Genomic DNA, 26,955 nt, shown 5'->3' with positions numbered 1-26,955 from the left:
TGAAAGTTTCCACCGGGGAGCTCGGGACAGCACCTCTGGATCAGCGGAGACGATCCTGCGTCGTCGGTGGTGTGAGGCGATGCCCGACACCGACCCCGAGGCCGACCAGATCCGTGAGGCCGCCCTGGAGGATGCCTTGCCCGTTGCCACGCCCGATGACGTCCTCGCTCGCCGAGGACGGCAAGGGCTACTCCTTGGGCGAACCCGAAGCGGAGGAATGGCACTCATGTCTTCGTGCCTGACGCTCCTGAGTTCTCCGTGTACGGAGGCTCATGAAACTCGGTTCCTGCGCGGATCAACCGGTGTCGACGGCCTGGGCCCCCTGGACACCGGGCATGTCCTTGACGGCCTTGATCACCCTCCGCGCGTCACCAGGATCCGTGAGCCTGATGTGGTAACTCTCCGGGAACATGGAAGTCCTGAACTTCCCGTTCATCCAGAAGTACTCGAACACCCGTTTGGCGTGCGCGGCATCCTCGACGTAGATCCGTTGAACCTGCCGCATGCCGCTCAGCCGGCCTTCGATCGCGGCCTTCTCCTGCCGGGTGACGGACCCGCGCTTGGCGCAAGGGCCGTCATACGGTTTCTCCCCCCCGCACAGGGTGACGCTGACGTCCGCCTTGCCCTTCCAGAAAGGAAGGCCCTGCACGAAGACGTTGGACACGCCCGGTGTCTTCTTCGCCACGGCCCGGAAGGACGCGACGTCGGCCCGCCGCCGGAGCATGCCGCTGAACGACTCCAGCATGTCGCTGGGCTTCATCGCCGAGATCAAAGTCTTGTCATCGGTGCGCTTTTTGAAATTCGCCCATGCCTGCGTGCGGGACTCGAACCTCACGTCCTTCACCTGCGGCATCGCCTCCAGTCTCGCCCGGAGCGCGCGCCGCTGCTTCGCAGTGATCGCCCGGTCGTGACAGTTGTCGAACGAGCTATCAGACTCGCACAGGAAGAGAGTGAACTCCGCGCCCTGCGGCCAGGGCCCGTCCGGCGGCGGGGACAACTTCTGCCCACCGGCCCGGGGCCCGGTCTGCGGAGACGCTTGAGCAAAAACGCGGTCGGGGTCCTCGTACGCGGCGTCGGCCGCTTCACCCAACGTCACGGAGGCGACGGAGGCGACGACGACCGCGAGCACAATGCCACGGATACCGGCCCGGGATCCGCGTGCCCTGGGTCCAGAAGGTGTCTTTTTCGATTCCACCGCCCAAATATGTCGATCTTTCTTTTCCCTGGCAAGTCCTCCGGGCAGGCCGCCGTGTATTCCCGTCCCTGAACGAAGGACAACGGCGCGGAGAAGACCGGGAGGGGGCAATGCTGATTCAGCCTGTGCGGGATACGCATGGGATGATCTTTAAATTCAAAACCGCGGCAGGACCCGTGCGGACAACTCAGGGTTATGAAGCGCTCTCCTGCTTTCAGCAGCATGACAGAGACGAGATCCGAGCCGCCGGCCACTCTGCTCAGGCGCTGCCGAAGCCCTCCGGTAGACGGCGAACCCGGTCCACAGGGAAGGCTCGTTCAAGTCGCTCCTTGCTGGTCGCCGGCAAATCCCGTTTCACGAAGGGAAGCAGAGCGCCGTTTCTGGCGGCTTTCTGCCTCCGCCGGCTGGCTATACCAGCCTCCACGGACCGAAACGGGTCGGTACCTCCCCGTGGGATGCCCCGATGATCGACGCTGATGACCTCACGTACGAGATGGCCTTCTCTCGTGCGGACAGGGTGATCGACGAGTTCTGCACCAAGCTCGGTGGCCGGCCGACCTGGTCGGAGGAACCTCAGTGGCCGCTCTGACGAGCAGGAGGGTCGCTTCCTGTGGCAGTGCTAGCCACTGTCGGCATCGGAAGGGGACGAGGTCTCCGAACTGGACGCCGTCCGGCCTCTCCGGTGACCGCCTTCCGGCGTTTGTACTCGATGAGGACCGCGCCAAAACCGCTGATCCAGCCCAGGAAAACCATGTAACCGATGACGTTCTGCCACGTGAAGACCGTACCCAGGGGCCAGAGGTCGTTGTCATGGAGCCACAACGCGAGCAGGCCCATCAGAAAACCTCCGGCAGCACCTTGCCCGAGACCGCGAAGGCCTGTTTTCCGCAAGGGAGTTTGCTCATCCTGCATGCTCACCCTTTCTTGTCCTCCGGGAAAATACGGCTCCGCGACGAGAACGCTACCCGAGGTGAGATCGTACGCGACCGGGCAATCACAATTCCCTGAACCGGCACCACTCTCACGAGCGCCTGACGGCGGCCGATATGTGTGGAGGCCGGGGGCGACCGGCGGTCCGTGCCCTCATTCCTCAGCTCACCGGCCATTATCGAATGTCGTTCTTCCGCATGGACCGCACTTTCCGATCTGTGCCCGGTAGTACCCCTTGTGTTTGAGTGACCACCGATCGTAAAACTTGACGGTGCGCGTGTTTCCATGGCTTGATCAAGGTGCTTTTTTGGATTCCTCCCCATCCCGCTCGCGAGCGGAGTGTCTGTGCGCCCGTCCCCCTTCGGACATGTTCGTGTCGCCGAGCCACTGGTCACCCGGCCGGCGCGCCGCCTGGTCGCCCTTGGCGGCATTGTGGCTCGTTGACCTTCAAGGGCTGCGGTACGGGCGTGTGGATCATCAGACCGGGCATGCGAGATGTGAACGGGTCCGGCGCATGTCCCTGTCTCGTCCCCGCCGGGAACGTGAGCATGGTGACCGCTCCCACGTCGTGTTCGCGTCCCCCGGCGTGTCGCCTCGAATGAGCAGCCGGACGAGAAGTCACGCTCCTGTGACCCACATCACTCCACTGATTTCCGAGGCGGCGACGGTTTTTCCTCCGGCGGCTGGTCTTGATGCGGACCGAACCCGACCACCACCCCGGAGTGTCCAATGCTCGACTCCTTCCAGACCGCCGTCGTCACCGGTGCCGGCCGCGGCTTCGGGCGCGCGATCGCCGCCGCGCTCGTCGCCGCCGGCACCGGTGTCATCGGTATCGCCCGCGGTGAGCAGGAACTGCGTGCCGTACGCGACCGACTCGGCGAGGGTTTCACGCCCGTCGCCGCCGATGCCACCGACGAGACGATCGCGCGGGACGTGATCCGCGACCACCGTCCCGGCCTGCTCGTCCTCAACGCCGGGGCCACGCCGCACATGGCGCCCGTGCACGAGCAGACCTGGGAGACCTTCAGCCGCAACTGGCACACCGACACCCGGCACGTCTTCGCCTGGACCCGGGCGGCCCTGCGGGAGCCGCTGGCGCCGGGCAGCGTGGTCGTCGCGATGTCCAGCGGAGCCGTCCTGGGCGGATCCCCGCTCAGCGGCGGATACGCCAGCGCCAAGGCCGCCATTCGGTACATACGCGGGTACGCGGACGACGAGTCGAAGCGGGCCGGGTCGGACATCCGGTTCGTCACCCTGCTTCCGCAGCTGACCCCGGTCACCGGCCTCGGCTCGGCCGGGGTCGCGGGCTACGCCGCGCGCCAGGGGGTCGACCGGGACACCTTCGTCGAAGGCATGCAGCCGATCCTCACCCCGGAACAGGTCGCCAAGGCCGTCGTGGAACTCGCCGGGGACCCCGGCGGCGCTCCGGAGTACCTGGTCAGCGGTACCGGCCTGCGCCCGGTCGGCTGAGCCTGCGCCTGCAGTCGACCTCACCGCCCCCTGGGAGAAACCGTCATGTCGTCGGACGCCGAATTCGCCGCCCTGGCCGAGCCGTTCCGGCCGGAGCTGCTCGCGCACTGCTACCGGATCCTCGGCTCGATCCATGACGCCGAGGACCTGGTGCAGGAGACCTACCTGCGAGCGTGGCGCGCGTTCGGCCGGTTCGAGGGCCGCTCCTCGGTACGGCGGTGGCTGTACAAGATCGCCACTATGGCCTGCCTGACGGCGTTGGAAACCCGCTCCCGGCGGCCGCTCCCGTCGGGACTGGGCGCGCCTTCGGACGACCACCGGGTGGCCGTGGCTCCCGGCGAGCCGTCGGTGGGGTGGCTCCAGCCGGCACCCGACGCGCTGCTCGGCGCGGACGACCCGGCGGCGATCGTGGCCGGGAGGACCGGAGTGCGACTCGCCTTCATCGCCGCACTCCAGTTCCTGCCCGCCCGGCAGCGGGCCGTGCTGACGTTGCGCGACGTGCTGGCGTTCCGGACGGACGAGGTCGCCGAGATGCTGGACACGACGGCCGCGGCCGTCGACAGCGCGCTCCGCCGCGCCCGGACCCACCTGGCCACGGCCGGACCGGTCGAGGACGACCTGGCCGAGCCGGACGGGGAAACCCGGCGGACCCTCCTCGACGGCTACGTCGACGCGTTCACCCGCGCCGACCTCGACGCGCTGGTGAGCCTGCTGCGGGCCGACGTCGAACTGGAGATGCCGCCGATCCCGACCTGGTTCACCGGCCGGCGGGCCGTCGTCGGGTTTCTGGCCGGTCGGGTACTCGGCACGGACCGGTGGTGGACGGTGCCCGCCCGCGCCAACGGCCAGCCCGCCCTCGTCGCCTACGAGCGCACGGGTGACGGCCGGTACGAGGCACACGGCGTTCAGGTCCTGACCCTGACCGGGGACCGGATCACCCGCATCACGGCGTTCAACGACCCGAGCCTGGTGCCGACGTTCGGTCTCGCGCCCACGCTCGTGATCTGAACCCGGCAGCCGGCCGCCGTCCGGCCGGCCCGCCGTGCCGCGAGAACGGGCGTTCCCGGCGGACCGGCGCCTGACGGCAGGATGGCGACGCCGGTCGACGAAGCGGCTTGGCGGTACCGATCGCGAAGCCCGCGGCGGTCCGGCCTGCGGGGTGGAGATCTCGACCGCGTTCCGGGCCGGATCTTCCCTCAGACCTCGGCGGCCAGCTCGGGGAAGACCTTGGCGACCTTGGCCGTCAGGTAGTCGCCGTACGTGCCGGAGAAGGCCCTGAGGTCCTGGCCGTCCCAGCGCGGGCGGTCCTCGCGGCCGGGGACCGACGGAAGGGGCGGGACCTCGTCGTACCAGCCGGGGTCGAAGAAGAACGGGAACGACAGGCGGTCGCGGCCGGAGGCGTTGCGGACGCGGTGCGGCGTGGAGCGGTAGTGGCCCGCGGTCAGCCTGTCGAGCATGTCGCCGATGTTGCACACGAACGTGCCGGGGATCGGCGGGGCGTCGACCCAGCCGTCACGGGTACGGACCTGCAGGCCCGCGTTGTCGTCCTGGAGCAGCAGGGTCAGCAGCCCGTAGTCGGTGTGCTCGCCGACGCCCCACTCCTCGGCGGCACCCGTGCCGGGCGGATAGTGGAAGATCCGGAACAGGATCGTCGGGTCCCTGGTGTACCCGTCGGCGAAGTAGTCCTCGGGCAGGCCGAGGCTCAGCGCGACGCCGCTCATCACCCGCTGCGCCGTCGCGGTCATGACGTCGAGGTACGTCAGGACGGCCGCGCGCAACTCGGGGACGTCGGCGTCGGGGAACAGGTTGCGGCCCCTGAGCGGGGTGCCGTCGGGCTCGGCCTCGGCGCCGAGGTAGAGGCCCTCCTTCAGGTCGGGGCGGCCCGAGGTGAGCTCGCCGCCGACGGGGAAGAAGCCGCGCCAGGCCCGGCCGCCACGCGCCATCGCGATCTGGAGTTTGCGCTCTTCGGGCAGTGCGAAGAAGCGGCGCGCGGCCGCGTCCAGCTCGCCGATCAGGCTCTCGGGGACGCCGTGGCCGCTGACGTAGAAGAAGCCGCTGTCGACGCACGCGGCCTCGATCCGGGCGGGGACGTCGGGACCCGACAGATCGATAACCGGCAGTTCTCTCGTCATACCGGCATTGTGCCGCTTTCGTCGTGTGGGTATTTGGACCGGGATCGGGCGTGGATTTCAGCACAGACCGCGGCGGGGGTGAGGCGCTTTCCTCGGGACATCGGCCCGACGGGGGCCGGGACCACCGAATCGAAGGACTGAATGACATGCGTCGTCATCTCGCCGCTCTCGCCCTCACCGCCGCCGGTATCGCCGGCATGGTGTCGCTGTCGGCTCCGGCCCAGGCGGCCGCGCCGATCACCGTGACCGTGAGCCTCGACGGCCTGTCGGTCACCGGCACCACCGGACACGACCTGATCACCCTCGCCGAGGGTGGCGGCGGCACCATCACGGTGACCGGGGCGGGCGTCACCTCCACCGACAGCGACTGCCAGCCGATCTCGGGCGGGGTCAGCTGCCGCAACGCCATCACGATCATGGTCAACATGCGCCAGGGCGACGACATCGTCAACAACGACACCGTCGGCCGCTTCACCGAGATCTTCGGCTCGGCCGGCCACGACACCCTGTGGGGCGGCAGCGGCCGTGACGTCCTGGTCGGCGGCAGCGGCAACGACTTCCTGCACGGCCGTGGCGGCAACGACACCACCGACGGCAGCGGCGACATCGACACCTGCACCGGCGAGACCGAGGAGAACTGCGAGTTCTGAGCCACCGGCCTGACATAAGGAGGCCGGTGGCGGGCCGGGCATCCGACGGGACGCCCGGCCTTTTCCACGCCCGGCCCCACCGCCGAGCGATCACGACGGGGAGGACCCCGGCCCGGCATCGGTGATCGGGCGTGTCCGGTACCGGTGCGGCACCCTCCGCCTGAGGCAGGGCATGCCGCGCATCACCCGCGCCGTCGGCGCCGAGGAGAAAAGGTCACGGGCCGAGGCCATCAGCGAGCCGGCGGGCTGAACGCACCCCGTCGGCCGGGAAGCCACCAGTTCCACCGGCCCATCACCGCGACGAACGCCGGCAGCAGCAGCGCCCTGACCACGGTCGCGTCCAGCAGCACGCCCAGCCCGAGCCCTGTCGCGAACATCTTGATCTCCGGCTGCGGGGCCGCCGCCAGCGACCCGAACGCCAGGAACAGGATCAGCGCCGCGCTGGTGACCAGCCGTCCGGTCCGCCCCACGCCCTCGACGACCGCCTCCTCGGTGGAGCCGGTCCGGTCGTACGCCTCCCGCATCCTGGCCAGGATGAACACCTCGTAGTCCATCGACAGCCCGTACAGGAACGCGAAGATCATGACCGGGATGAACTCGGCGACGGAACCGGTACCGGCCAGTCCCCAGATCGGCTCGGAGCCGTAGCCGTACTGCCAGACGAGCACCACCGCGCCCAGGGTGGCGCCGAGGGAGAGCAGGTTGAGCACGATCGCCTTGACCGCCAGCAGCGGCGAGCGGAAGGCCCGTACGAGCAGCAGGAACGTCAGGACGGAGATGAGCGCGAGCACGGCGGGGAAGCCGCCGTACACCGCGGTCACGAAGTCGACGCTCTGCGGCCCCTCGCCCGAGACCTGGGCGCCCGCGGGCACGGCAGCGCGGACCCGGGCGATCGTGGCCCGGCCCGCCCGCGTGCCCGTCTCGTCCGACGGGACGACCGTGATCAGCGACGTTCCGCCGCTCCTCCAGGCGTGCGGGGCCACCGCGGTGAGCACGCCGGGCAGCCTCGCCAGGCGCGCCGCCTGCGCGGCGGGATCGACACCGGGGGGAAGGATCACGTCGAGCGGGGTGAGCACCCCCGAGGGGACGCCCGCCCGCCGCAGCTCGGACAGCCCCTCGTAGGCGGGGCCGGTACGGGGCAGGGAGTCGCTCACCGGCTGGCCGAGCTGGAGCGAGAACGCGGCCCAGCCGAGCGCCGCGAGCAGTGCGCCGGACACGGCCAGCGCGGCCCAGCGGAACCGGACCACACCCCGGGCCCAGGCATGCCACCGGCCGGGGCCGGCGGGGAGCCGGCGGCGGGGCCGGTCGAGTCGCGGACCGCCCGTGGCCAGCAGGACCGGCAGCAGGGTCAGTACGGCAGCCACGCTGACGAGCGGCACCATGATGCCGCCGTACCCGACGCTGCGCAGGAACGGCACCGGGATGACCACCATGGCCAGCAGGCCGATGCCCACGGTGACCCCGCTGACCACCACGGAGCGGCCCGCCGTCGCCATGGCGCGCTCGACGGCCACCTCGTTCTCGTACCCGAGCGCGCGCTCCTCCCGCCAGCGGGTGATGAGCAGCAACGAGTAGTCGATGGCCACGCCCAGCCCCACGAGGGAGACGATGAACCGCACGATCGTGTGCACATCCGTCACGGCGGTCAGGCCGTACACCGCCAGGAAGGTGACGGGGATCGACACGGCCGCCACCAGGACGGGCACCAGCGCGAGCACCGAACCGAACACGAGACCGAGCACGACCAGCGCCCCCAGCCCGCCGATGAGCGTCTCGGCGAGCACGTCGAGGCCCTTCGCCCCGGTGTCGGCCAAGGCCTCCATGCCGGTGACGCGCAGTGTCGCGCCCGGCATCAACGCCGGCCGTAACGCCCTTTCCAGCGGCTCGCTCAGGTCGGCGTTCATGCCGCGTGTGGGTTCGGTGAACACCAGCCCGTACGTGGTCCGCCCGTCGTCGCCGACGAATCGCGGGTCGGCCGTGTCGGCGTACGACACGACGCGCACGTCCATGGCCGAGACGGCGGCCGAGAACAGCCTGCCGATCTCCGCGCGATGCCGGGCCGCCGTGCCGCCCGGCGGCAACGTGACGACGGCGACGAGCGGCGGGTCGTCGCCACCGGTCCCGTACAGCCGGTGCACGGCCTGGTTGGCCTCGTACCCGGGTCGCCCGGGCTGGGCGAAGTCCTCCGTCAGGCGGTCGCCCACGGCGACGGTCGCGAACACCCCCGCCACCGTGACCGCCAGCCAGGTCAGCACCACCATCGTCCTGTGCCGCAGCACGAACCGTCCGAGTCGCGCGGTGAACGGGTCATCTGGATGATTCATGCGCCCAGCGCAGCAGTGTGCCCTTCAGTTTCCCTGTGACAGGGTTTCTTGAGAACTCCACGGCAGACTGGCCGGATGAGCGCTCGCATCCTCGTCGTGGACGACGATCCCCATCTGGCCGACCTCGTGGTCATGGCCATGCGGTACGAGGGCTTCGAGGCGGAGGCCGCGGGATCGGGGAGCGAGGCGGTCTCCCGGGTGACCGGGAACGCGCCGGACCTGCTCGTCCTGGACGTCAGGCTGCCCGACGGCTCCGGGCTGGAGACCTGCCGGCGGCTGCGGCGGCTGGGACATCGGTTCCCGATCATCTTCCTGACCGCGATGGGCCGCACCGAGGACAGGATCGCCGGTCTCAGGTCGGGCGGGGACGACTACCTGACCAAGCCGTTCAGCCTGGAGGAGCTGATCGTGCGGACCCGTGTCGTGCTGCGCCGCACCATGCCCGCCGACCGGCTCTCCTACGCGGGCCTGGAGATCGACGACGGCTCCCGGGAGGTACGCCGGGAGGGCCGCCTGATCGAGCTGAGCCCGAAGGAGTACACGCTGCTGCGGTACCTGCTGGCCAACGCCGGGCGGGTGCTCACCAAGCGGCAGATCCTCGACCACGTCTGGGAGTCCGAGAGCGGCGGCAGCGAGGGCCTCGTCCACACGTACGTGAGCTACCTGCGCAGGAGGATCGGCGGCCCGCCGCTCATTCACACCGTCCCGCGCGTCGGCTACACGCTGCGCCTGCCGCGGTCGTGATCCGCCTTCGGTCGCTGCGGGCGCGCCTGACCCTCACCGTGCTCGCCCTGCTGACGACGGGGCTCCTCGGCGTGCCGCTGGTGACGTGGGGCGTCACCAGGGACGCCGGCGCGGAGAGCGCTCGCGACCGGCTCGACCGCTTCGCCACGGCCGTCACCCCGCTCCTCGCCGAAGGCCGCTCACCGGACGAGAGGACGGCCCGGGCGTTCTCCGCCGCGGCCGCCCCGTCCTTCCTCCAGGTGCGGGACGCCCGCGGCGACGTGGTCAGGACCGTTCTCCCCGCCGACGTGCGTCCCGGCGCCACCTGGCCCCGCCGCCCGACCGCCGCCGACCCGGACGGGGCCGTCCACGTGCGCGAGGACGCCTCCCCCGACCTGGGCGGTCCTTTCGCGAGCGAGGACCAGTGGTGGCTGCGCTACTCCCGGCTCCCGGACGGGCGGATCCTGGTCGCCGGGATCCGCACGGCCGAGTACGACGCCGTCACGAAGCGGCTGACCGGCGTTCTCGCGGCCATCACGCTGCTCGCGCTCTGCGTGCTCGCCCTCGTCGCCTTCCGGGCGATCCGCCACGCGCTGCGCCCCCTGGACGACATCGCCGAGACCGCCCAGGCCATCGGCGGCGGCGATCTCACCCGGCGGGTCGAGCCGGCCGGGCCGCACACCGAGGCGGGCAGGCTCGGGCTGGCGCTGAACGCGATGCTCGGCCAGATCGAGGCCGCCTTCGGCGAGCGCACCGCCTCGGAGGAACGGTTGCGCCGCTTCGTCGCCGACGCCTCGCACGAGCTGCGCACGCCCGTGGCCTCCATCCGGGGGTACGCGGAGCTGTTCCGCCGCGGCGCCGCGGACCGCCCCGGTGACCTGGCCACGGTCATGGCCAGGATCGAGGCCGAGGCCGAGCACATGGGCGTCCTCGTGCACGAGCTCCTCCTGCTGGCCGACCTCGACGAGCGGCGCCCGCTCGAACGCGAGCCGGTCGACCTCGCGGATCTCGCCGCCGAGGCCGTCGCCGCCTCCGCGGCCGTGGACCCGGGCCGTCCCGTGACCCTCCGGCTGGCCGGACCCGTCCTCGTCCTCGGCGACCGCACGCGCCTGCGCCAGGCCCTGGACAACCTGCTGGCCAATGTCCGTACGCACACCCCGGCGGGCACGGCGGCGACGGTGACCGTCCGGGCGGAGGGCGACGACGCGGTCGTCGAGGTGCGCGACGAGGGGCCGGGGCTGAGCGCCGAGCAGGCGGCGCGCGCCTTCGAACGCTTCTACCGCGCCGACCCCACCCGCCGTTCCGGCACCGGCCTGGGGCTCGCCATCGTCGCGGCCGTCGCCGACGCCCACCACGGGCACGCCCGCGCCCTGCCGTCCGGCTCGGGCGCCGCGTTCGAACTCCGGCTTCCGCGCGGGGCGTTGCTCACCGCGGCCGAAGGAACGGTGGCAGGACATCCTCTCCCATGAGGGCGGCTCGGTGGACGTCCGCCCGCGTGGAGGAGGACTGCGCGGCGGACGGACCGTGAGCGCGGCACCGGGCGCCGGTTTCGGGAACGGACGGGAGAGGACGCCGAGATCGGACGGGTCGCGCCGCCGCCGGAACAGGGCTGTCTTCGGACGTGAGGCTCCGCGTACGCTCTCGGTCGTGATCCTCAACACGCGTGAGTGGGGTGACGGTGACCGTACGGCGGTCCTTGTCCACGGCATGATGGGAGACTCGCGCTCCTGGGGGGAGATCGGTCCGGCTCTCGCGGAGCGAGGTTACCGTGTGGTCGCCGTGGACCTTCCCGGGCACGGGAGGTCCGGCCCCGATCCCGAGGGCGACATCGAACGGTTCGCCGCCTCGGTCCTGGGGTCGGTCCCGGCGCGTCCCGCCCTCGCGATGGGGCACTCGCTGGGCGGCTCGGTGCTGGCCGCCGCCGTCTCCGGGCTGCGACCGGAGCGCGTCGTCTACGTGGAGACGCCGTTCGGCCCCGGCCGCCCCCATCTCGACGTCGCCGTATTCGCCTCCGAGCTGGAGGAGGCCAAGGCCACCCGGACCGCGGAGAACCTGCGACGGGAACGGCCGTGGTGGAGCGAGCGTGACATCGCGGCCGAGGTGGAGGCGGCCAGGCTGTTCGACGTCGCCACGGCCGTGAGCCTGCATGCCGGGCGGGTGGGGGGTCCGGACAACACCCCTCCCCTCGTGGCTCCCTCGCTCGTGATCCGCGCCGAGCCCAGCCGGTACATCTCCGGCGAGGACGCCGACCGGCTGCGTACCTGCGGGTTCGAGGTGCGCTCCGTCGAGGGGGCCGGCCACAGCGTGTGGTACGGCCGGCATGAGGAGTTCATGGCGGCCCTCGAAGGATGGGTGTGAGGCCGCGGCCGCCCACTCCCGAACCGCCGCCCCACGACAGCACTCACGGCCGACCGCCGTTCGGAGCCGGGGCCGGCCGAAGAGCCGAGAACTCGTTCCCGGTGACGGCGCGGACGCGTGCCCCGGTCGCGGATCAGGCCCGACGCCACGATCTCGGAGGTGGTCGCAAGGGCATGCGGTCCTTCGTGCTCGATCCGGACGGGTGGAGTTTCACCGCGGCCGGGTCGAGCCGGTGTTCACCGCAGTCGAAGGAACGGCGGCAGGACATCCTCGCCCACGAGGGTGGCCCGGTGGGCGTCCGCTTGCGTGGAGGATGCCTGCGCAGCGGACGGGGACAGGAGTGCGGCAACGGCGGCGAGGACAGCGCCACCAAGAGCGATTCGAGAGAACATGCGGCGAATCTAGGGACATCTCCTTACACCGAGGTTGATGATCGCTTGCAGAGCGCCCACGGCGTCCGTCCGGCCGAGCATGGTCGGGGCCGTTCGCGGACCCGCCCGGATCGGTCAACGGCGCACCCGATAGCGCAGGTGAAGCACCCGGTTGCCCTGGACGACCACGTCGGGATCCTCCAGCAGGTGCTGCGCGTCGACCGACCCGAAGTAGCGCTTGCCGGACCCGAACACGACGGGTACGACGTCCATGCGCACCTCGTCGACCAGGCCCGCGGCGAGCATCTGGCCGCCGACGTCGCCGGCGGCGACCTCGACGATGCGGTCACCCGCGAGCTCCTGCGCCCTGGCCACGGCCGCCTCGACGCCGTCGACGAAGTGGAACGGCGCCTCGGGGTCCCAGCCCTCGGGTGCCGGCCGGTGCGTCACGACGACCACGTGGTCGATGCCGCCCGGAGGCTTCCCGTCCCAGCCGTCCGTCAGGTCGAAGACGTGGCGGCCGGCGATCGTCACCCCGATCCGGTCCCAGTACGCCCGGGTGTGGTCGTAGGAGGCCTGCGACACCTTCAGCGCGCCGCTCTCGTCCAGCGGGACGTCACCGCCGGTCAACCAGTCGAACAGCGGTCCGGGCTGGTCGTTCTCGTCCGCGACGAAGCCGTCCACCGACACCGAGCTGTACATGACCACCTTGCCCACGGGGCTCTCCTCTGCTTCGGGGTGCCCCAAATTAGCGTGTCGTGAGCTGTCGCTCTTGTACGAAATCAATCGGCCGGCAGCGGCCAGCTGTCCAGCACGTGGCCGGGATGTTCGCGCAGGAACCGCCGCCGGACCTCGATGTACCGGGTCGGTGTGAGCCCGGTGAACGCCCGGAAGTCGTGCCCGAAGTGGGCCTGGTCGAAGTAGCCCGCGCCGGCGGCGAGGTCGCCCCAGTCGATCGGCCCGGCGGGGTCGATCCCGAACACGGTGGCGGTGAAGCGGTGGATGCGGGCCAGCCGCTTCGGCGTGACGCCGACGATCTCCTTGAACCGCTGCGCCAGATGAGTGCTGCTGACACCGGCCGCCACGCTCAGGTCGCCGATCGCCACCGCCCCGCCGGCCGCCGAGATGACGCCGCTGGTACGGCGGACCAGCCCCAGGCCGGCGGTCTCGCGCAGCCGTCGCATCAGCTCCTCCTCGAGCAGCGTCAGCATCTCCTGCGGCCCGGCCGCCGTGGCCAGCCGGTCCCGCAGCTCGGCGACGGCGGGCCGGCCCCAGACCTGCTCCACCGTCACCGGACGGTCACACAGCTCGGCCGCGGGCATCGGCAGGAACGACGCCGGCCCCCACGGCTTGAAGTGCACGCCGACGGACCGGGTCTCCGGCGGATAGCCGAACTCGAAGGCGCGGGTGGGCATGGTGACCACGCAGCCGTCGGCGTACTCGGCCGTCTCGATGCCGGTGCCGGCGCGGATGCGGAACGGCGCCCCGAGGTTGACGACGAGCAACGCCGACGGTGTCGGCGGCAGCGTCAGCCGGGCGTACGGCGACGCACCCTCCAGGTAGTAGAGGTCGTCGATCAGCCCGTCCAGCGGCGGTCGCGGCACTCTGGACACGTACTTCACGCGTCACAGCATCGCCGACACGCGGGCGGACCGCCAGGCCGCCGTACGCCGTCGGGGTCTTCCCCGATGCTCAGCTGTTCTCCCGGCCGCACGCGCCCGTGATCCCCATCGGAACCCGGACCGGCCGGGGAGGGGACTCAGCCGCCGATCAGGTCGGCGACGGTGGCGACGCCCTCGGAGATGGCGTCGGGGGTCACGTTCCCGAACCCCAGGACAAGCCGGGGACGACCGCTCCGGACCCGGTAGGGACCCATGCCGTACAGGCCGACCCCTCGATCCAGAGCCGTGTCGACGACGGATCGCTCGTCGGCTCCGGCGGGCAGGGGGACGACGGCGTGGAACCCGGCGGCGAGACCGAGGAGTTCCACCCCGGGCGCGTGACGCGCCAGGGCGCCCACGAGAGCCGCACGGCGGGCCGCGTACCGCTGCCGCATCCGGCGGAGGTGCCGGTCGTACTGCCCGGTCCGGACGAGGCTCGCCAGGGCCAGCTGGTCGAGGACCGGGGAGCCCAGGTCGGCGAGCCGCTTGTTCCGCGCGACCGCCGCGGACAGCCGGGGCGGAGCGACGATCCAGCCCAGCCGCAACGCCGGTGAGAGCGACTTGCTCACCGACCCCAGCAGCGCGACCCGATCGGGAGCGAGCCCCTGCAACGCGCCGACAGGCTCCCGGTCGTACCGGAACTCGGCGTCGTAGTCGTCCTCGACGATCGTCGCGTCACGGGCGGTCGCCCAGGTGATCAGCGCCTGCCGCCGGTCGGGTGCGAGGACCACGCCGGTCGGTGACTGGTGCGCGGGCGTGAGGACCACGGCACGCGCGCCGGTGGCGGCCAGGGCGCCGACGTCCATGCCGTGTTCGTCCACCGGTACGGGGACCACCTCCAGCCCGAGCATGTCCGCGATCGCGCGGTGGTCCGGGTCGCCGGGATCCTCGAAGGCCACGGTCCGCACGTCACACAGGGAGCCCAGGGAGCGCAGGACCAGCTGCAGGCCCTGCGTGTAGCCCGAGCTGACGATCGTGTGCGCCGGATCGGCGGCGGCACCCCTGACCCGTCGCAGGTAGGCGGCGAGGACCTCGCGAAGCGCCGGGCTGCCGTACGGGGACGAGTAGCCGAGCTCCTCGTTGGAGGCCTCCCGGCAGGCCCGGCGAAGCGCCCGGCTCCACTGTTCGCGGGGGAAGCTCGCCAGGTCGGGGACGCCGGGACGGAAGTCGACGCGGATCGCGGGCGGCACCGCCGGACGGGCGGGAGCCGCCGGGGACGCGTGCCCGGCTCCGGCGACCCGGGTGCCGGAGCCGGGCCGGGTGACCAGGTAGCTCTCGGCCTGGAGCTGCGCGTAGGACTCGACGACCAGGCCGCGCGAGACGCCGAGCACGCGGGCCAGCGCGCGGGACGAGGGCAGCTGCTCGCCCGCGGTCAGCCGGCCGGTGCGGATGCCCTCGCGCAGGGCCAGTTCGAGCTGTACGCGCAGCGGCCTGCCCCGGTCCAGCGGAACGAGGAGTTCGGGACCGGAACCGGTCCACTCGACAGGCATCGAACTGGACCTCCTCTCCGGACCGGTCGGATTCTAGGCTCACGCCATGACCACCGTCGAGACGCCGCGGCAACCGATCGTCACCCGCCCGATAGCCATGCTCCTGGTCTTCTCCGTCGGTTCCATGGCGGGCTTCTACCTGCTGATGCCCGTCGTCCCGCTGTACGCGGCGGGCGTCGGCGCGGGCGACGTCGGCGCGGGTCTGGCCACCGGCACCCTGATGCTGGGGACGGTGCTCGCCGAGTTCGCGGTCGTCCGGCTGCTGGCCAGGTTCGGCTACCGTACGGTCGTCGGGCTCGGCCTGCTGCTCCTCGGGGTGCCCGCCCTCCTGCTCGCGGCCCATCCACCGCTCGCCGTCGTCCTGGTCGTCTGCCTGTTCAGGGGTGCGGGGCTGGGGATCGTGGTCGTGTGCGGCGCCGCGCTGATCGGTGAACTCGTCCCGGCCGAGCGCAGAAGCGAGGGCCTGGGCCTGTACGGCCTGGCGGTCGGGATTCCGTCGATCGCCTGCCTGCCGACCGGGCTGTGGCTGCAGGAGCGGATCGGCTTCACGCCCGTGTTCCTCCTCGGCGCGGGGCTGGCCCTGGTCGTGCTGCCCGCGGTTACCGGCCTGCCCGCCAGGAGCGCGCGGCAGGAACGGCACGGCGGCATCCTCGCGGCCCTGCGTGACACCGATCTGGTCAGGCCCGCGTTCGTCTTCGCCACCATCACGATGGCGAGCGGGGTCCTGCTGACCTTCCTGCCGCTGGCGGCGGGCTCGGTGGCCACGGCCCTGCTCGTGCAGTCCTGCGTGACCCCCCTGGCCCGCTGGTGCGCGGGCTGGTTCGGTGACAGGTACGACCAGGGCGTCCTCCTCCTGCCGGCGGTCCTGTCCACCGCCGTCGGCACCGCCCTGATGGTCCTCGTCCCGCACCAGGGGGCCCTGCTCGCCGGGATGGTCCTGTTCGGGCTGGGCTTCGGCGCGGCCCAGAACGTCACGCTGTCGCTGATGTTCGCACGGGCCTCGCCCGCGAACTTCGGCCAGGTCAGCGTCGTGTGGAACCTCGCCTACGACGCCGGGATCGGGATCGGCGCCATCGGATTCGGCCTGCTGGTCCACCCGCTCGGCTACCCGGCGTCCTTCGCGCTCATGGCCGCCGTACTGTTCGTCTCGCTCGTTCCCGCCTTCAGGGACAGGAAGAGAAACCGATGACGGTCGTCACGCGGTGCCTGCCGGGAGATTCCGACCGTGGGGCATTCGTGGGCGGGTCAGATCTCTCCGCTGCGGATGCCTGTCAGGAAGGTGTTCCAGGTCGTCGGGGAGAAGGTCAGCATCGGGCCGGCGGGGTCCTTGCTGTCGCGTACAGCAATGAGGCCCGGCAGGTTCGTGGCTACTTCCACACAGTTGTCGCTGCTTCCGCCGCTGTAGCTGCTCTTACGCCACGCGGCGCCGTTCAGGTCAGAGGGAAGCATGATCACTCCTTGCCGCAGCAATGAACGCCGCAGACTTCTCGGGGGACAAGCACGCACCAGCAAGACGTTCGAATGTCAGCTTAAGGTTCTCCACCTGATCCGTCGCCTCCACATAGACGTCTCCGCCTGGACAGCCGATGTAGCCCACCTCTGGGTCTTCAGCATCGAACGCCAGCAGAGAGAAAGCGCCCTCCAGTCCACAATGTGCACCGACCTGAAGCGGAAGAACCTGAACGGTGATGTTGGACCAGTCCATGACCTGAAGAATGTCTTCGAGTTGGTGGGCCATGATGGTGGGTGAGCCGACAGGGCGGCGCAGTGCGCATTCGTCCATGAGGACGTGCAACGAAGGCGCCTGTGAGCTGAGAAGGCTGATTTTGCGTGCCATCCGAGCTGCCACATACCGCTTCAACTCTGTTGTGGCCAGTCCCGGACGTGATGTGCGGATAAGTTCACGCGCGTAATTTTCGTTCTGCAGAAGACCCGGCACCAGCAGCGGTTCCCAGGTGCGAATGGCCGTGGCCTCGGATTCCAGGCTGACGTAGGCGCCGGCGAACACATCGCTGTAGGCGGTCCACCAGCCACGTTGACCGGCATCCTGGCCGAGTTGGATCAGCCCGGCCTTCGTGGGCGGGTCTACCGCGTACAGATCGCAGAGGTCCGCGACGTCCGTGCTGCTGGGCATGGTCCGAGCGTTCTCGATGCGGCTCAGCTTGGCCGTGGACCAGCGGAGCGGTGTGGCAACGTCTTCCAGCGTGAGATCCGCTTTCTCTCGAAGTCTTCGCAGCTCACGGCCAAGACGGCGGTGTCGGACGGTAGGACTCGCGGAAGCCATGCCGACCAGCATGCCTGATCGCCGTCGCTGTACGCCGAGCAAATTTATACAAGGCACTTGTGATCATGTAACTTGCACATCACACTGCAAGGAGTCATTCAGCTACCGAGAGTGACAGAGTGGCGGGGTGTTCGACTGTCGCCGCACATCGGTAGTTGCCCACGGCCTGGTTCGTTGACTCAAGGTGAGGATGCCATGACATCTGCGGACCGATCCGTGCAACGGAGGCCGATAAAGCGGACCCGCCCGGTGCTGGAACACCGTGACGGGTCCTTGATCAGGAAGGTGATCCTGACCCGTGAGCAACCCTAGTGCTCCCGTTCTCGACCGGCAGGCGGTCGGTGAGTGCGGCTGTTTCGCCGACGCGCCGCCGATGCCGATGGGCTGTGCCGCCTGCGGGCACGCCCCGTACGCGCACGGTTGTCCCGACCGGTCCGCCGACCACGAGTACGCCCAGCCGTCCGCCGCCCTGCTGGATGTCCGGCTGCTGGTCCGCCGGACCGGGGATCGCTCGCTGCCCTGCTTCGAGCCGCTCGCTCCCGTGGAACCGGCCGAGGAAATCCCGCCGGTGCCCGTCCAGCGCGGTCCCGAGCAGGTACCGCCTGCCGTGCATGTGCCGCCGCCCGCGCGGGCGCACTGCCGCCCGCGATCGGCGCGCCCGTCCCGGTCCGCCCTCCACGGCAGGCCCCGGCCCGCTCGCACCGATCTGTCCCGGCTTGACCACCGGCGCCACCTCGCGTCCCGTCCGAGACGGGCGACCATCTGCGCACCGAACCGAGCCTCGCTCGCCCCGTCTCCGCACCGGCCTCCCGGCAGGTGCGGCGTACCCCTCCAGATCCTTCCCTGCTTCACAGAGCGGGCCCGTCCACCGCTACCAACGTCCGGACGGGCCCTTGATCGGATGGAGGTCCAATCAATGAACGATGGTAGGTCCATCGACCCGGAGCCGACCAGGCCCGAGACCACGATTCCCGGTTGGCGGCTGATCCTCAGTGACGCCGGGCGGCTGTGGGCCAGTCGCGAGGAGCCCTTCTCCGAGGCCGCCTGCGACGCCGGAGCCGACCGTACCGTCGACGGTGACAGCCTGGAGGAGCTGCGAGCCGCGACCGACCGGCAGGAGACCTTCGCCCGTGAGATCCAGGAACGGGAGGTTCAGGAACGGGAGGTTCAGGAACGGACGGCACGAGAGCGGGAGACTCCGGTCCGGCAGGAGCAGGCCGGGCAGGTGAGCTCGTGATCCGCCGCTGCCTGAGCGCCGCACGCGGGCGTCACCGCGACGGCCGGAGCGTCACCCCGGTCCCGAGCTACACCTGGGACCACGAGGCCCGCGCCGAGGCCGCGATGCTGGAGATCGCCCGGCCGGGATGGGCCGTCCTCTACGGCACCGGCAGCCGCCTCTTCCACGCCATCGCCACCTGGTCCACCCCCGAACCGCTGATCATCTGTGACCGGACCGTCGAGGGCCTGAAAGCACAGATGCGCGAGGCGGAGGAGACCGCGCTGTACCGCTGGTCGCTGACCTCCACCTCGGTCACCGTCGGCCACTTCTGAGCGAGCACGATGGTCTCGCCCCGCCCCTGGTCCGGGACCATCGTGCCGTCACGACAAGGCCGTCACACCGATCTGGCACCTCCGCCACCCACGGACGCGGGTGTACCAAATCCTCCCCCTCGGAGGGGGTGAGGGGGAGGATTTGGTACACGAGTCCTTGAGCGGGGGCGACGTGTCAGGCGCCTTGGGCCGCTGTCTCACGCACGGAACGTGCGGCGGTAGGTGTCCGGTGGGACGCCGATCGTGCGGTGGAAGTGGCGGCGGAGCGTCGTCGCCGTGCCCATGCCCGAGGCCGAGGCGATGGCCTCGACGCTGTCGTCGGTGGTCTCCAGCAGCTCCTGCGCGCGGCGGATCCGCTGCGTCAGCAGCCACTGCAGCGGGGTGGTTCCGGCGAACGAGCGGAAGTGGCGGGCCAGGTGGCGTGAGCTCATGTTCGCCTGGCGGGCCAGGTCCTCCACGGTGAGCGGCCGGTCCAGCCGCCGCATCGTCCAGGCGAGCAGTTCGGCCAGCGGGTGCCCGTCCTGCGCGGGGACCGGCGTGGTGACGAACTGGGCCTGGCCGCCGGCCCGGTGGGGCGGCACGACCAGGCGGCGGGCGACCACGTTGGCGACCGCCGAGCCGTGGTCGCGGCGTACCAGGTGCAGGCACAGGTCCATCGCCGCGGCCTTGCCCGCCGACGTGAGCACGCTGCCGTTGTCGACGTACAGCACGTCGGGGTCGACCCTCACCCGGGGATGACGCGCGGCCAGTTCGCCGGTGTGGGCCCAGTGCGTGGTCGCGCGCAGCCCGTCCAGCAGGCCGGCGGCGGCGAGCACGAACGCGCCCGTGCACAGGGAGACCACCCGCGCGCCCGCCTGGTGGGCCGCGCGCACCGCCTCGACCAGCTCGGCCGGCGGGTCCTCGTCGACGTCCGCCAGGGCGGGGACGATCACGGTGCCGGCGTGCGCCAGATGGTCGAGCCCGTGGTCGGGCTCCAGCAGGAACCGGCCGATCCGGACGGGGTGCGTGCCGCACACACCGACGTCGTACCAGGGGCCCGGAACGGCGGCCGGGGCGGAGCCGAAGACCTCGTAGGCCAGGGCCAGCTCGAAGTGCAGCATCCCGTCGACGGCGGCGACCGCGACGGAACGCGGGTCAGGGCTCATGTCGGAAATTGTACGAGGCATGTCGTTCCGGACACTGGGCGTGGGCGGGCCGGCGGGACAGGATTCACCCGGTGAAGCACTTCGAGCACACGGGGGCAGGCATGGGATCGGGTCCGATCGTGGCGGTGTTCGGCGCCTACGGGCACACCGGGCGGTTCGTGGTCGCGGAGTCGCGGGAGCGCGGGCACGTCCCGCTGCTCCTCGGCCGCGACCGGGAGAGGCTGGCGGCGCTGGCGGAGGCCCACCCCGGGCTGGAGGCGCGGCGGGCGTCGGTGGACGACCCGGCCTCGCTCGACCGCGCGCTGGACGGCGCGGACGCCGTGGTCAACTGTGCCGGGCCCTTCGCCGCGACCGCCGCCCCGCTGATCGAGGCGGCGCTGCGCGCCCGCATCCCGTACGTCGACGTGTCGGCCGAGATCGAGGCGAACGCCGACACGTTCGCGCAGTTCGCGGAGCGCGCCCGCTCCGCGGGCACTGTGGTGGTCCCGGCGATGGCCTTCTTCGGCGGCCTGGGCGACCTCCTGGTGACCGCCGCGATGGATGAGTGGACGACGGCGGACGAGGTGCACGTCGCCTACGGCCTGAGCGGCTGGCACCCCACCGCCGGAACGCTCGCCTCGGGCGCGGTCTCGGGGCGGCGGCGGGGTGGCCGCCGCGTCCGCTTCACCGGCGGGCGGCTGGAGTACCACGACGACGCCCTGCCGACCCTGGAGTGGCCCTTCCTCGCCCCGCTCGGCCCGCAGAGCGTCATCGGGGAGTTCACCATGGCCGACGTCGTCACCGTCCCCAGCCACCTGGCCGTCCCGGAGGTGCGCACCTACATGACCGCCACGGCGGCCGCGGACCTGTCGGCTCCCGGCACCCCGGCGCCGACCGCCGTCGACGAGCGCGGCCGCTCCGCGCAGACCTTCGTCGTCGACGTCCTCGTCCGCTCCGGCGGCACCGAACGCCGCGTGACCGCCGCCGGCCAGGACATCTACGCCGTCAGCGCGCCGCTCGCGGTGGAGGCCGCCGACCGCGTTCTCACCGGGCGGGCCAGGACCGTCGGCGTCGCCTCCGCCGGCGCGGCCTTCGACGCCCCGGACTTCCTGCGTGCCCTGTCCCGGCACCTGTCGCTGCACGTCCCGGACGGCACGCGCGGCTGAGCGCGTGTTCCGCACGGTACGCACGGATGAACGGCTCGATGACCGTCCGGCGCTGCGCGGCGTGCCGTTCGTGCCGCACGCCGGTGGCACTCTTCCGCTCAGGTCGTCGCCGACAGGTGCTCCACCAGGAACCCGATGGTGGCGTCGACGCACGCCTCGCGGACGGACGGCAGGTCGTACACGTCGTAATGCCCGCCGACGAGCTCGAGGAGTTGCTTGGGCTCTTTCGCGCGGTCATAGACCTCCCGGGCGACCTCGGACGGGGTCGTGGTGTCGGCGTCCATGAGGATCATCAGCAGCGGGACGGGGCTGATGTCCTCGACGAACGCGCCCGGGTCGTAGGGCACGATCCGGTCGAGCGAGTGCCCGGTGATCCAGTTGTGGAACGTGTCGTGCTCCCGCTCGTTGCGCCGGTGCCAGTCGAGCCCGTCCGGGCCGAGAATCGACTCGATGCCCTCCTCGGCTGTGATCGCCAGCGGGCGGGGCTCACCGGTGCGCGCGTATGCCAGCCGGTCGGCGAGGGCGGAGGCCAGGAAGCGTTCCCGTACCGCCGGCTCGTTCCGCCGGAAGTACCGCCACAGGCCGATCGCCGGCACCTGGGCCACCACCGCCGCGACCCGGCGGTCGAGAGCGGCCACGCGCATGGCGTGGCCGCCGCCGAACGAGGTGCCCCACAGCCCCATCCGTCCGGCGTCGACCTCGGGTCGCTCCGACAGCCACGTCAGGGCGTTACGCAGATCGTCACACTGGGCCTCGGGAAGTACCTGCTGGCGCGGACGGCCGCCTGACTCGCCGAGGTAGCGGTAATCGACGGTGAGCACGGACATCCCGGCCGCGGCGAACGCGGCGGCGTAGGCCGGTAGGTACATCCGGCGGACGTTGGCGAACCCGTTGCCCATCACCAGGCCGGGCAGCGGGCCGGTGGTGTCGGCCGGCATGAACAGGGTCCCGGCACAGTCGACGCCCTCGCTGCCGAAGACGACCTCCTCGACCCGTACGTTCATGCCGGCGTCCCGGCCTGTGCGGCGGTCTGCTGGGCGTCGACGAACCCGGTGATGATCGAGAAGAACCGGTCCGGATCCTCGAACGGCAACCCGTGCCCGCCCGGGACCTCCAGATACCGGCTGTCGTCGATCGCCTCCGCCAGCTCCCGCTGGTGGTGCGGTGGGACGATCTGGTCATCGGCGCCGGCGAGCACCAGCGTGGGCGCCACGACCCGCCCGACGCTGTCGCTCAGGTCGATCCGGCCGTCCAGGTCGATCTGCGGCAGGACACGCTCGTCGAGCGACGCCGTGAACCCGGCGGCCAACTCGGCGAACTGCTGGTCGTCGAGCGCGCCCAGCAGGCCGGGACCCATCGCGGTCAAGACCAGGTGCCGGGCCAGCAACGCCGGGTCGGTGCGCAGCAGCCGCGCCCACAGGTCGAACATGAACGCCTCCCGGGGGCCGGTCGTCACCCAGCCGGCGTGCAGCAGCAGGGAGTCGACCGCACTCGGTTCGCGAGCCGCGACGGCGGTGGCGATCACCGCGCCGATCGAGTGCCCGACCAGGTGGAACCGCTCCAGGCCGGCGGCACGGGCGGTGGCGAGGACCTGCCCGGCCAGCTCATCGAGATCGAGCGGGCCGTCCGGCGCGGGAGTGGCGCCCGCACCGGGCAGGTTCATCGCGACGACCGTGTACCGATCGCTCGCCGCCTCGACGAGGGGTCCCCAGTTCGACGCCGCGTCGGCGCCGGTGCCGTGGATCAGGACGAGTCCCGGACCGGTGCCGGCGGTGATGTGATCGAGAACGGTGGAATTGATCATGAGAGCCTCCATGGCCATCTAGTTGCCAGGGATCATATAGATGACAGAACTCTGTTAACAAGTGGAGGTCTGGCTGCTCGTAGAATCGGTACATGGACATGCCGCCTCAAGAACGCCTCGGTCTGCACATCAAGCGCGTCGAGCAGGAGTTGATGGCGGCCAAGCACGCGGCGCTACGCCCGATCGGCCTGACCGTGCCTCAATACGTGGTCCTGTACACGCTCGCCGGGCACCCGGGCATCTCCGCCGCGGCACTGGCCCGGACCTGCCTGGTCACCCCGCAGACCATCGCCACCGTGCTCACCAATCTCCAGGCCAAGGCGCTGATCACCCGCCGTCCCCATCCCTGGCACCGCAAGGTCGCCGAGGTGCAGCTCACCGACGAGGGGCGTCGTGTACTCGGGCGGGCCGACGCCGAGGCGGTGGCCATCGAGAGCGAGCTCGCCGACGCCTACACCCCCGAGGAGCGTGCGCGGCTCATCGAGTTGCTGGCCCGAGCGTCCGGCCGGTTGGCCGGATCGGACCGCTCATCGCCGGCGGACCCGTCCTCGCCGGCCGGGGAGGTGCCGGCCTAGCTTCGCCCTTGACCCGGTGACGGGTGGTTCTCGGCGCCGGAACGGCCACCGCGCGATGCCTCGAGTACGACCAGGTGCCCGGAGGCGTGTGGTGGCCGTCGTTTCGAGTTCCCGCCGTTCGTCCCCGTCAGCGGGCCGGGTTCCGGGGGCGGTTCCACCACAGGGACAGCGACAGGGCCGCGGCGACGAGGACGGCGCCGCCGGCGGCGAAGGCGGCGGCCGTGTCGACCCGCCGCTGGACGACGGTGAAGCTGGCGGGGAGGGCGTCGAGGGCGCTCTGGAGCTGGTCGGCGTTCTCGGCGCGGTGGTAGGAGCCGCCGGTGGTCTGGGCCATCTGCTTGAGCGCGGGCTCGTCGATGGTGCGGGGGCTGCGGCCCCTGTCGAACCCGCCGCGACCGCCGGAGCCGCCCCAGCGGCCGAAGCCCTGGCCGTCGAACTGCGAGTTCTCGCAGACCATCGGGGACGGGGTCGTGGTGCCGAAGCCGATGGGGAAGACGCGGACGCGGCGCAGGGCCGCCTCCTGGGCGGCGATCTTCGGGTCGACGCCCTGGGTGTTGGCGCCGTCGGTGAGCACGACGATCGCGGCACCGGCGTAACCGGGCCCGCCGCCGACGGGGCCGCCGCCGACGGGGTTCGCCCCGGTGGAGGCGACCGACGGGTCGACCTCCGCGATCGCGTCGATCGAGGTGAGCACGGCCTGTCCGATCGCGGTGCCGCGGGCGACGCTGAGGCCGTCCAGCGCCTTGATCAGCGCGTCGGTGTCGTCGGTGGGCGGGACGAGCAGTCCCGCGCTGCCCGCGAAGGTGACCAGGCCGATGCGCGGCCCGTCCCGCTGCGACTCGATGAACTCGGCGGCGGCCTTCCTCGCGGCGGTGAGACGGTTGGGGGCGACGTCCGTGGAGCACATGGAGCCGGAGGTGTCGAGCGCCAGCAGGATCGTCACCGCCGTCTGCGGCACCGGGACCGACGCCTGCGGTCGCGCGGCCCCGACCGCGAGCAGCGCGAGCCCGGCGACGAACAGCGCCGCGGGGATCCTCCGCGTCCAGCGCGTACGGCCGGGCAGGGCGACGCGTACGAGCGCGATCGAGGTGACGCGCACGGCGGCCCGCCGGCGGCGGCGCCGCGACCACTCGCGGACGGCGAGGATCAGCGGGACGACCAGGATGGACAGCAGGGCCCACGGCCATGAGAAGGACATTCAGATCACCCGTCCTGACCGGAGCACGGTGAGCACCGCGCCCGCGGTGAGCAGCGCCAGGGCGAGCCCGATCAGCCCGCCGGCGAGGGGCAGCGGCTCGTCGGAGACGGTGAGCCGCAGGTCGATCGTGTCGGCGACCCCGTCGAGCCGCGCGGTGTCGGAGGCGGGGTGGTAGGCGCCGCCGGTGGTGCGCGCGATCGAGGTGAGGGTGTCCTCCTCCAGGGCGGTCCGCAGGCGGTAGCCGTCGACCTTCACCGTCGCCCCGGCCGTGGTGCCGACCCCGACGGTGTGGACGTGGACGCCCGCCCGCTGGGCCACGCCGGCGGCCTCCTCGACGTCCGCGCCCTGGTTCTGGCCGTCGGAGAACATCACGATCGTCGCGGACGGCCAGTAGCCGATGTCGGGCGCGTTACCGTCGCGGCCGACGACCACCTGCCTGCCGGTGATCGCCGACAGGGAGGCCGTGATGGCCGTCCCCAGCGAGGTGCCGCCGGTGATCCTCAACCGGTCGATGGCCTTGAGCGCGACGGAGTGGTCGGCGTCGGGCCGCGCCGTGGTGAGCGCGCCCCGCTCGAACGCGACGACCCCGATGTCGACGCTGTCGGGCTGCGCCTCCACGAACGCGCGGGCCGCCCGCTGCGCGCCGGCCAGCCGGGTGGGCGCGACGTCGTCGGCACCCATGCTGTTGGAGACGTCGACGGCGAGGATGACGGTGCCCGCGGTGCGCGGGACCGGCACCATGGCCGCCGGTCCGGCGACGGCGACCGCGAGCACCCCGACTCCGGCGATCGTCAGGCCGACCCCGAGGTACGCCCGACGGCCCCCCGGCACGGCGACCCCGGCCGCGGTGAGGGCGGCCGTCCTGCGGCGCGCCGAGACGACGGCCGCCCAGGCGAGCACCGCCGTGACGAGCAGCCCGACGACCAGCAGAAACGGGGAGGACAGGGTCACGGCGACCGGTCCCGGGTCCGGGCGACGACCTCGACGAGCGCCTCGGCCACGTCGCGGCCGGTGTCGACGCGGTGGACGGGCACCCCGGCCCGGCGCATGCCCGCCTCGATCCGGGCGTCGCGGTCCTCGACGGCGGCGCGCAGGCGGGCCCGCAGCAGCGGGTCGGCGGAGTCGACGACGAGCTGCTCGCCGGTCTCGGCGTCCTCGACCACGATCAGCCCGGCCTCGGGCAGCACGTCGTCGGCCGTGTCCACGATCCGCAGGGCGACCACCTCGTGCCGCCGGGACAGGCGCTGCAGCGAGCGTTCCCAGTCGCCCTCGCCGATGAAGTCCGACAGCACGATGACGAGCGCGCGGCGGCGCGCGAGCCGTCCGGCCGCGTCCAGCATCTCCGCCAGGTCGGTGGTGGTGCCGCGTGCCCCGGAGGTGCGGCCGTCGCGTGCCCTGAAGAGGGCGCCGCGTGCCCCGAAGACACGGCCGCGGCGTGCTCCGGAGGGGGCGCCGCCGCGCGCTCCCGACACGGCGCCGTCGCGTGCTCCCGAGGTGCGTTCCAGCTCGGCGCCGATCCGCAGCGCGTGCCGCCGGGAGGTGCCGGGCGGCACGACGCGCGGCGTCCCGGTGTCGAACAGCAGGGCGCCGACGCGGTTGCCGCCCCGGCCGAACAGCCGGGCGAGGACGAGCGCGAGCTCGGAGAGCACGTCGTGCTTGCCGCGTCCCGGCCGGCCAGCCGTCATCGACGCCGACCGGTCGAGGACGAGCCACACCGTCAGCTCGCGGTCCTCGGTGAACACGCGCAGGTACGGCTCGTCCAGCCGCGCGGTGACGTTCCAGTCGATGTTCCGGGCGTCGTCGCCGTCGCCGTAGGCGCGCAATCCGGTGAAGTCGATCCCGGCGCCACGGTGCGCGGTGCGGTGGGCGCCCTGGAGCCGGCCGTCCAGCCTGCGGACGACCTTCCACTCCAGGCGGAGCAGCAGCCTCTCGGGGGTGGTGGCCACGGC

Annotated in this window: 26 protein-coding genes; 12 read left to right on the top strand and 14 right to left on the bottom strand. The window is 71.7% G+C overall.

Features of this window, described 5'->3' with window-relative positions:
- Nucleotides 1–295: 295 nt before the first annotated feature.
- Nucleotides 296–1,129: a permease-like cell division protein FtsX gene (locus ACLQ2R_RS02740; protein ID WP_425957654.1), complete on the bottom strand. Its 834-nt coding sequence runs from the start codon at nucleotides 1,127–1,129 to the stop codon at nucleotides 296–298.
- A 529-nt stretch (nucleotides 1,130–1,658) separates the two neighbouring features.
- On the opposite strand from ACLQ2R_RS02740, the gene ACLQ2R_RS02735 reads away from it, so the two are divergent.
- From ACLQ2R_RS02735 to ACLQ2R_RS02725, 3 genes are all read left to right on the top strand, one after another.
- On the top strand, nucleotides 1,659–1,784 hold the full coding sequence (locus tag ACLQ2R_RS02735; RefSeq protein ID WP_425957653.1) for a hypothetical protein: 126 nt from the start codon (nucleotides 1,659–1,661) through the stop codon (nucleotides 1,782–1,784).
- Between the two features lie 1,070 nt (nucleotides 1,785–2,854).
- The gene (locus ACLQ2R_RS02730; protein ID WP_425957652.1) at nucleotides 2,855–3,595 is read left to right on the top strand and encodes an SDR family oxidoreductase; all 741 of its coding nucleotides are present in this window, start codon (nucleotides 2,855–2,857) and stop codon (nucleotides 3,593–3,595) included.
- Between the two features lie 45 nt (nucleotides 3,596–3,640).
- Nucleotides 3,641–4,603 (top strand): sigma-70 family RNA polymerase sigma factor, encoded by a 963-nt coding sequence (locus tag ACLQ2R_RS02725; RefSeq protein ID WP_425957651.1) that lies wholly within the window; start codon nucleotides 3,641–3,643, stop codon nucleotides 4,601–4,603.
- A gap of 188 nt (nucleotides 4,604–4,791) precedes the next feature.
- On the opposite strand, the gene ACLQ2R_RS02720 is transcribed toward ACLQ2R_RS02725, so the two are convergent.
- Entirely contained in the window at nucleotides 4,792–5,727 is a 936-nt protein-coding gene (locus ACLQ2R_RS02720; RefSeq protein WP_425957650.1) for an isopenicillin N synthase family dioxygenase, read from the bottom strand.
- A gap of 146 nt (nucleotides 5,728–5,873) precedes the next feature.
- Here ACLQ2R_RS02720 and ACLQ2R_RS02715 point away from each other — a divergent pair, with 146 nt between their 5' ends.
- Nucleotides 5,874–6,377, top strand: coding sequence for a hypothetical protein (locus ACLQ2R_RS02715; protein ID WP_425957649.1), 504 nt, complete (start codon nucleotides 5,874–5,876; stop codon nucleotides 6,375–6,377).
- Nucleotides 6,378–6,607: 230 nt separating this feature from the next.
- On the opposite strand, the gene ACLQ2R_RS02710 is transcribed toward ACLQ2R_RS02715, so the two are convergent.
- Nucleotides 6,608–8,701 (bottom strand): MMPL family transporter, encoded by a 2,094-nt coding sequence (locus ACLQ2R_RS02710; RefSeq protein WP_425957648.1) that lies wholly within the window; start codon nucleotides 8,699–8,701, stop codon nucleotides 6,608–6,610.
- Between the two features lie 75 nt (nucleotides 8,702–8,776).
- Here ACLQ2R_RS02710 and ACLQ2R_RS02705 point away from each other — a divergent pair, with 75 nt between their 5' ends.
- The 3 genes from ACLQ2R_RS02705 to ACLQ2R_RS02695 all read left to right on the top strand — a co-directional run bounded on the left by ACLQ2R_RS02705 (nucleotide 8,777) and on the right by ACLQ2R_RS02695 (nucleotide 11,782).
- Nucleotides 8,777–9,445, top strand: a complete 669-nt coding sequence (locus tag ACLQ2R_RS02705) for a response regulator transcription factor (protein WP_425957647.1) — start codon at nucleotides 8,777–8,779, stop codon at nucleotides 9,443–9,445.
- On the top strand, nucleotides 9,442–10,893 hold the full coding sequence (locus ACLQ2R_RS02700; RefSeq protein ID WP_425957646.1) for a sensor histidine kinase: 1,452 nt from the start codon (nucleotides 9,442–9,444) through the stop codon (nucleotides 10,891–10,893). The genes ACLQ2R_RS02705 and ACLQ2R_RS02700 overlap by 4 nt, the downstream gene beginning before the upstream one ends.
- 178 nt (nucleotides 10,894–11,071) lie before the next feature.
- Nucleotides 11,072–11,782, top strand: a complete 711-nt coding sequence (locus ACLQ2R_RS02695; RefSeq protein WP_425957645.1) for an alpha/beta fold hydrolase — start codon at nucleotides 11,072–11,074, stop codon at nucleotides 11,780–11,782.
- Nucleotides 11,783–12,288: 506 nt separating this feature from the next.
- Here the strand turns inward: ACLQ2R_RS02695 and ACLQ2R_RS02690 are convergent.
- The 3 genes from ACLQ2R_RS02690 to ACLQ2R_RS02680 all read right to left on the bottom strand — a co-directional run bounded on the left by ACLQ2R_RS02690 (nucleotide 12,289) and on the right by ACLQ2R_RS02680 (nucleotide 15,304).
- Nucleotides 12,289–12,870 (bottom strand): dihydrofolate reductase family protein, encoded by a 582-nt coding sequence (locus tag ACLQ2R_RS02690; RefSeq protein ID WP_425957644.1) that lies wholly within the window; start codon nucleotides 12,868–12,870, stop codon nucleotides 12,289–12,291.
- A gap of 65 nt (nucleotides 12,871–12,935) precedes the next feature.
- On the bottom strand, nucleotides 12,936–13,775 hold the full coding sequence (locus ACLQ2R_RS02685) for a helix-turn-helix domain-containing protein (protein ID WP_425957643.1): 840 nt from the start codon (nucleotides 13,773–13,775) through the stop codon (nucleotides 12,936–12,938).
- 137 nt (nucleotides 13,776–13,912) lie between these two features.
- On the bottom strand, nucleotides 13,913–15,304 hold the full coding sequence (locus tag ACLQ2R_RS02680) for a PLP-dependent aminotransferase family protein (protein WP_425957642.1): 1,392 nt from the start codon (nucleotides 15,302–15,304) through the stop codon (nucleotides 13,913–13,915).
- A gap of 46 nt (nucleotides 15,305–15,350) precedes the next feature.
- On the opposite strand from ACLQ2R_RS02680, the gene ACLQ2R_RS02675 reads away from it, so the two are divergent.
- Nucleotides 15,351–16,493, top strand: a complete 1,143-nt coding sequence (locus tag ACLQ2R_RS02675; protein ID WP_425957641.1) for an MFS transporter — start codon at nucleotides 15,351–15,353, stop codon at nucleotides 16,491–16,493.
- A gap of 56 nt (nucleotides 16,494–16,549) precedes the next feature.
- Here the strand turns inward: ACLQ2R_RS02675 and ACLQ2R_RS02670 are convergent, their stop codons facing one another.
- On the bottom strand, nucleotides 16,550–16,753 hold the full coding sequence (locus ACLQ2R_RS02670) for a DUF397 domain-containing protein (protein WP_425957640.1): 204 nt from the start codon (nucleotides 16,751–16,753) through the stop codon (nucleotides 16,550–16,552).
- Complete coding sequence (locus tag ACLQ2R_RS02665) at nucleotides 16,740–17,588, bottom strand: helix-turn-helix domain-containing protein (protein WP_425958157.1); 849 nt, start codon at nucleotides 17,586–17,588, stop codon at nucleotides 16,740–16,742. Before ACLQ2R_RS02665 ends, ACLQ2R_RS02670 begins: the two co-directional genes overlap by 14 nt.
- Before the next feature lie 916 nt (nucleotides 17,589–18,504).
- Here ACLQ2R_RS02665 and ACLQ2R_RS02660 point away from each other — a divergent pair.
- The gene (locus ACLQ2R_RS02660; RefSeq protein ID WP_425957639.1) at nucleotides 18,505–18,825 is read left to right on the top strand and encodes a hypothetical protein; all 321 of its coding nucleotides are present in this window, start codon (nucleotides 18,505–18,507) and stop codon (nucleotides 18,823–18,825) included.
- The gene (locus ACLQ2R_RS02655) at nucleotides 18,822–19,139 is read left to right on the top strand and encodes a hypothetical protein (RefSeq protein ID WP_425957638.1); all 318 of its coding nucleotides are present in this window, start codon (nucleotides 18,822–18,824) and stop codon (nucleotides 19,137–19,139) included. Before ACLQ2R_RS02660 ends, ACLQ2R_RS02655 begins: the two co-directional genes overlap by 4 nt.
- Before the next feature lie 197 nt (nucleotides 19,140–19,336).
- On the opposite strand, the gene ACLQ2R_RS02650 is transcribed toward ACLQ2R_RS02655, so the two are convergent.
- Nucleotides 19,337–20,284 (bottom strand): helix-turn-helix domain-containing protein, encoded by a 948-nt coding sequence (locus ACLQ2R_RS02650; protein ID WP_425957637.1) that lies wholly within the window; start codon nucleotides 20,282–20,284, stop codon nucleotides 19,337–19,339.
- 101 nt (nucleotides 20,285–20,385) lie between these two features.
- On the opposite strand from ACLQ2R_RS02650, the gene ACLQ2R_RS02645 reads away from it, so the two are divergent.
- Nucleotides 20,386–21,429: a saccharopine dehydrogenase family protein gene (locus ACLQ2R_RS02645; protein WP_425957636.1), complete on the top strand. Its 1,044-nt coding sequence runs from the start codon at nucleotides 20,386–20,388 to the stop codon at nucleotides 21,427–21,429.
- Between the two features lie 98 nt (nucleotides 21,430–21,527).
- Here the strand turns inward: ACLQ2R_RS02645 and ACLQ2R_RS02640 are convergent, their stop codons facing one another.
- A complete protein-coding gene (locus tag ACLQ2R_RS02640; RefSeq protein ID WP_425957635.1) occupies nucleotides 21,528–22,433 on the bottom strand; it encodes an alpha/beta hydrolase in 906 nt (301 codons plus the stop codon).
- Nucleotides 22,430–23,233 carry an alpha/beta fold hydrolase gene (locus ACLQ2R_RS02635; protein WP_425957634.1) on the bottom strand — a complete coding sequence of 268 codons (804 nt, stop codon included), beginning with the start codon at nucleotides 23,231–23,233 and terminating at the stop codon, nucleotides 22,430–22,432. The genes ACLQ2R_RS02640 and ACLQ2R_RS02635 overlap by 4 nt, the downstream gene beginning before the upstream one ends.
- Before the next feature lie 92 nt (nucleotides 23,234–23,325).
- On the opposite strand from ACLQ2R_RS02635, the gene ACLQ2R_RS02630 reads away from it, so the two are divergent.
- Entirely contained in the window at nucleotides 23,326–23,808 is a 483-nt protein-coding gene (locus ACLQ2R_RS02630) for a MarR family winged helix-turn-helix transcriptional regulator (protein WP_425957633.1), read from the top strand.
- Nucleotides 23,809–23,935: 127 nt separating this feature from the next.
- Here ACLQ2R_RS02630 and ACLQ2R_RS02625 read toward each other — a convergent pair whose 3' ends face one another.
- The 3 genes from ACLQ2R_RS02625 to ACLQ2R_RS02615 are packed head-to-tail and all read right to left on the bottom strand — an operon-like array spanning nucleotide 23,936 to nucleotide 26,952.
- Entirely contained in the window at nucleotides 23,936–25,006 is a 1,071-nt protein-coding gene (locus ACLQ2R_RS02625) for a VWA domain-containing protein (RefSeq protein WP_425957632.1), read from the bottom strand.
- Nucleotides 25,007–25,957: a VWA domain-containing protein gene (locus ACLQ2R_RS02620; RefSeq protein WP_425957631.1), complete on the bottom strand. Its 951-nt coding sequence runs from the start codon at nucleotides 25,955–25,957 to the stop codon at nucleotides 25,007–25,009. It abuts the gene before it with no gap.
- A complete protein-coding gene (locus ACLQ2R_RS02615; RefSeq protein WP_425957630.1) occupies nucleotides 25,954–26,952 on the bottom strand; it encodes a DUF58 domain-containing protein in 999 nt (332 codons plus the stop codon). The genes ACLQ2R_RS02620 and ACLQ2R_RS02615 overlap by 4 nt, the downstream gene beginning before the upstream one ends.
- Between the last annotated feature and the right edge of the window lie 3 nt (nucleotides 26,953–26,955).

It is taken from the genome of Streptosporangium sp. DT93 (assembly GCF_049844535.1).
Taxonomy (GTDB): Bacteria; Actinomycetota; Actinomycetes; order Streptosporangiales; family Streptosporangiaceae; genus Streptosporangium.
Note: the sequence above shows the minus strand (reverse complement) of the source record. Positions and strands in the feature narration are given on the sequence as shown.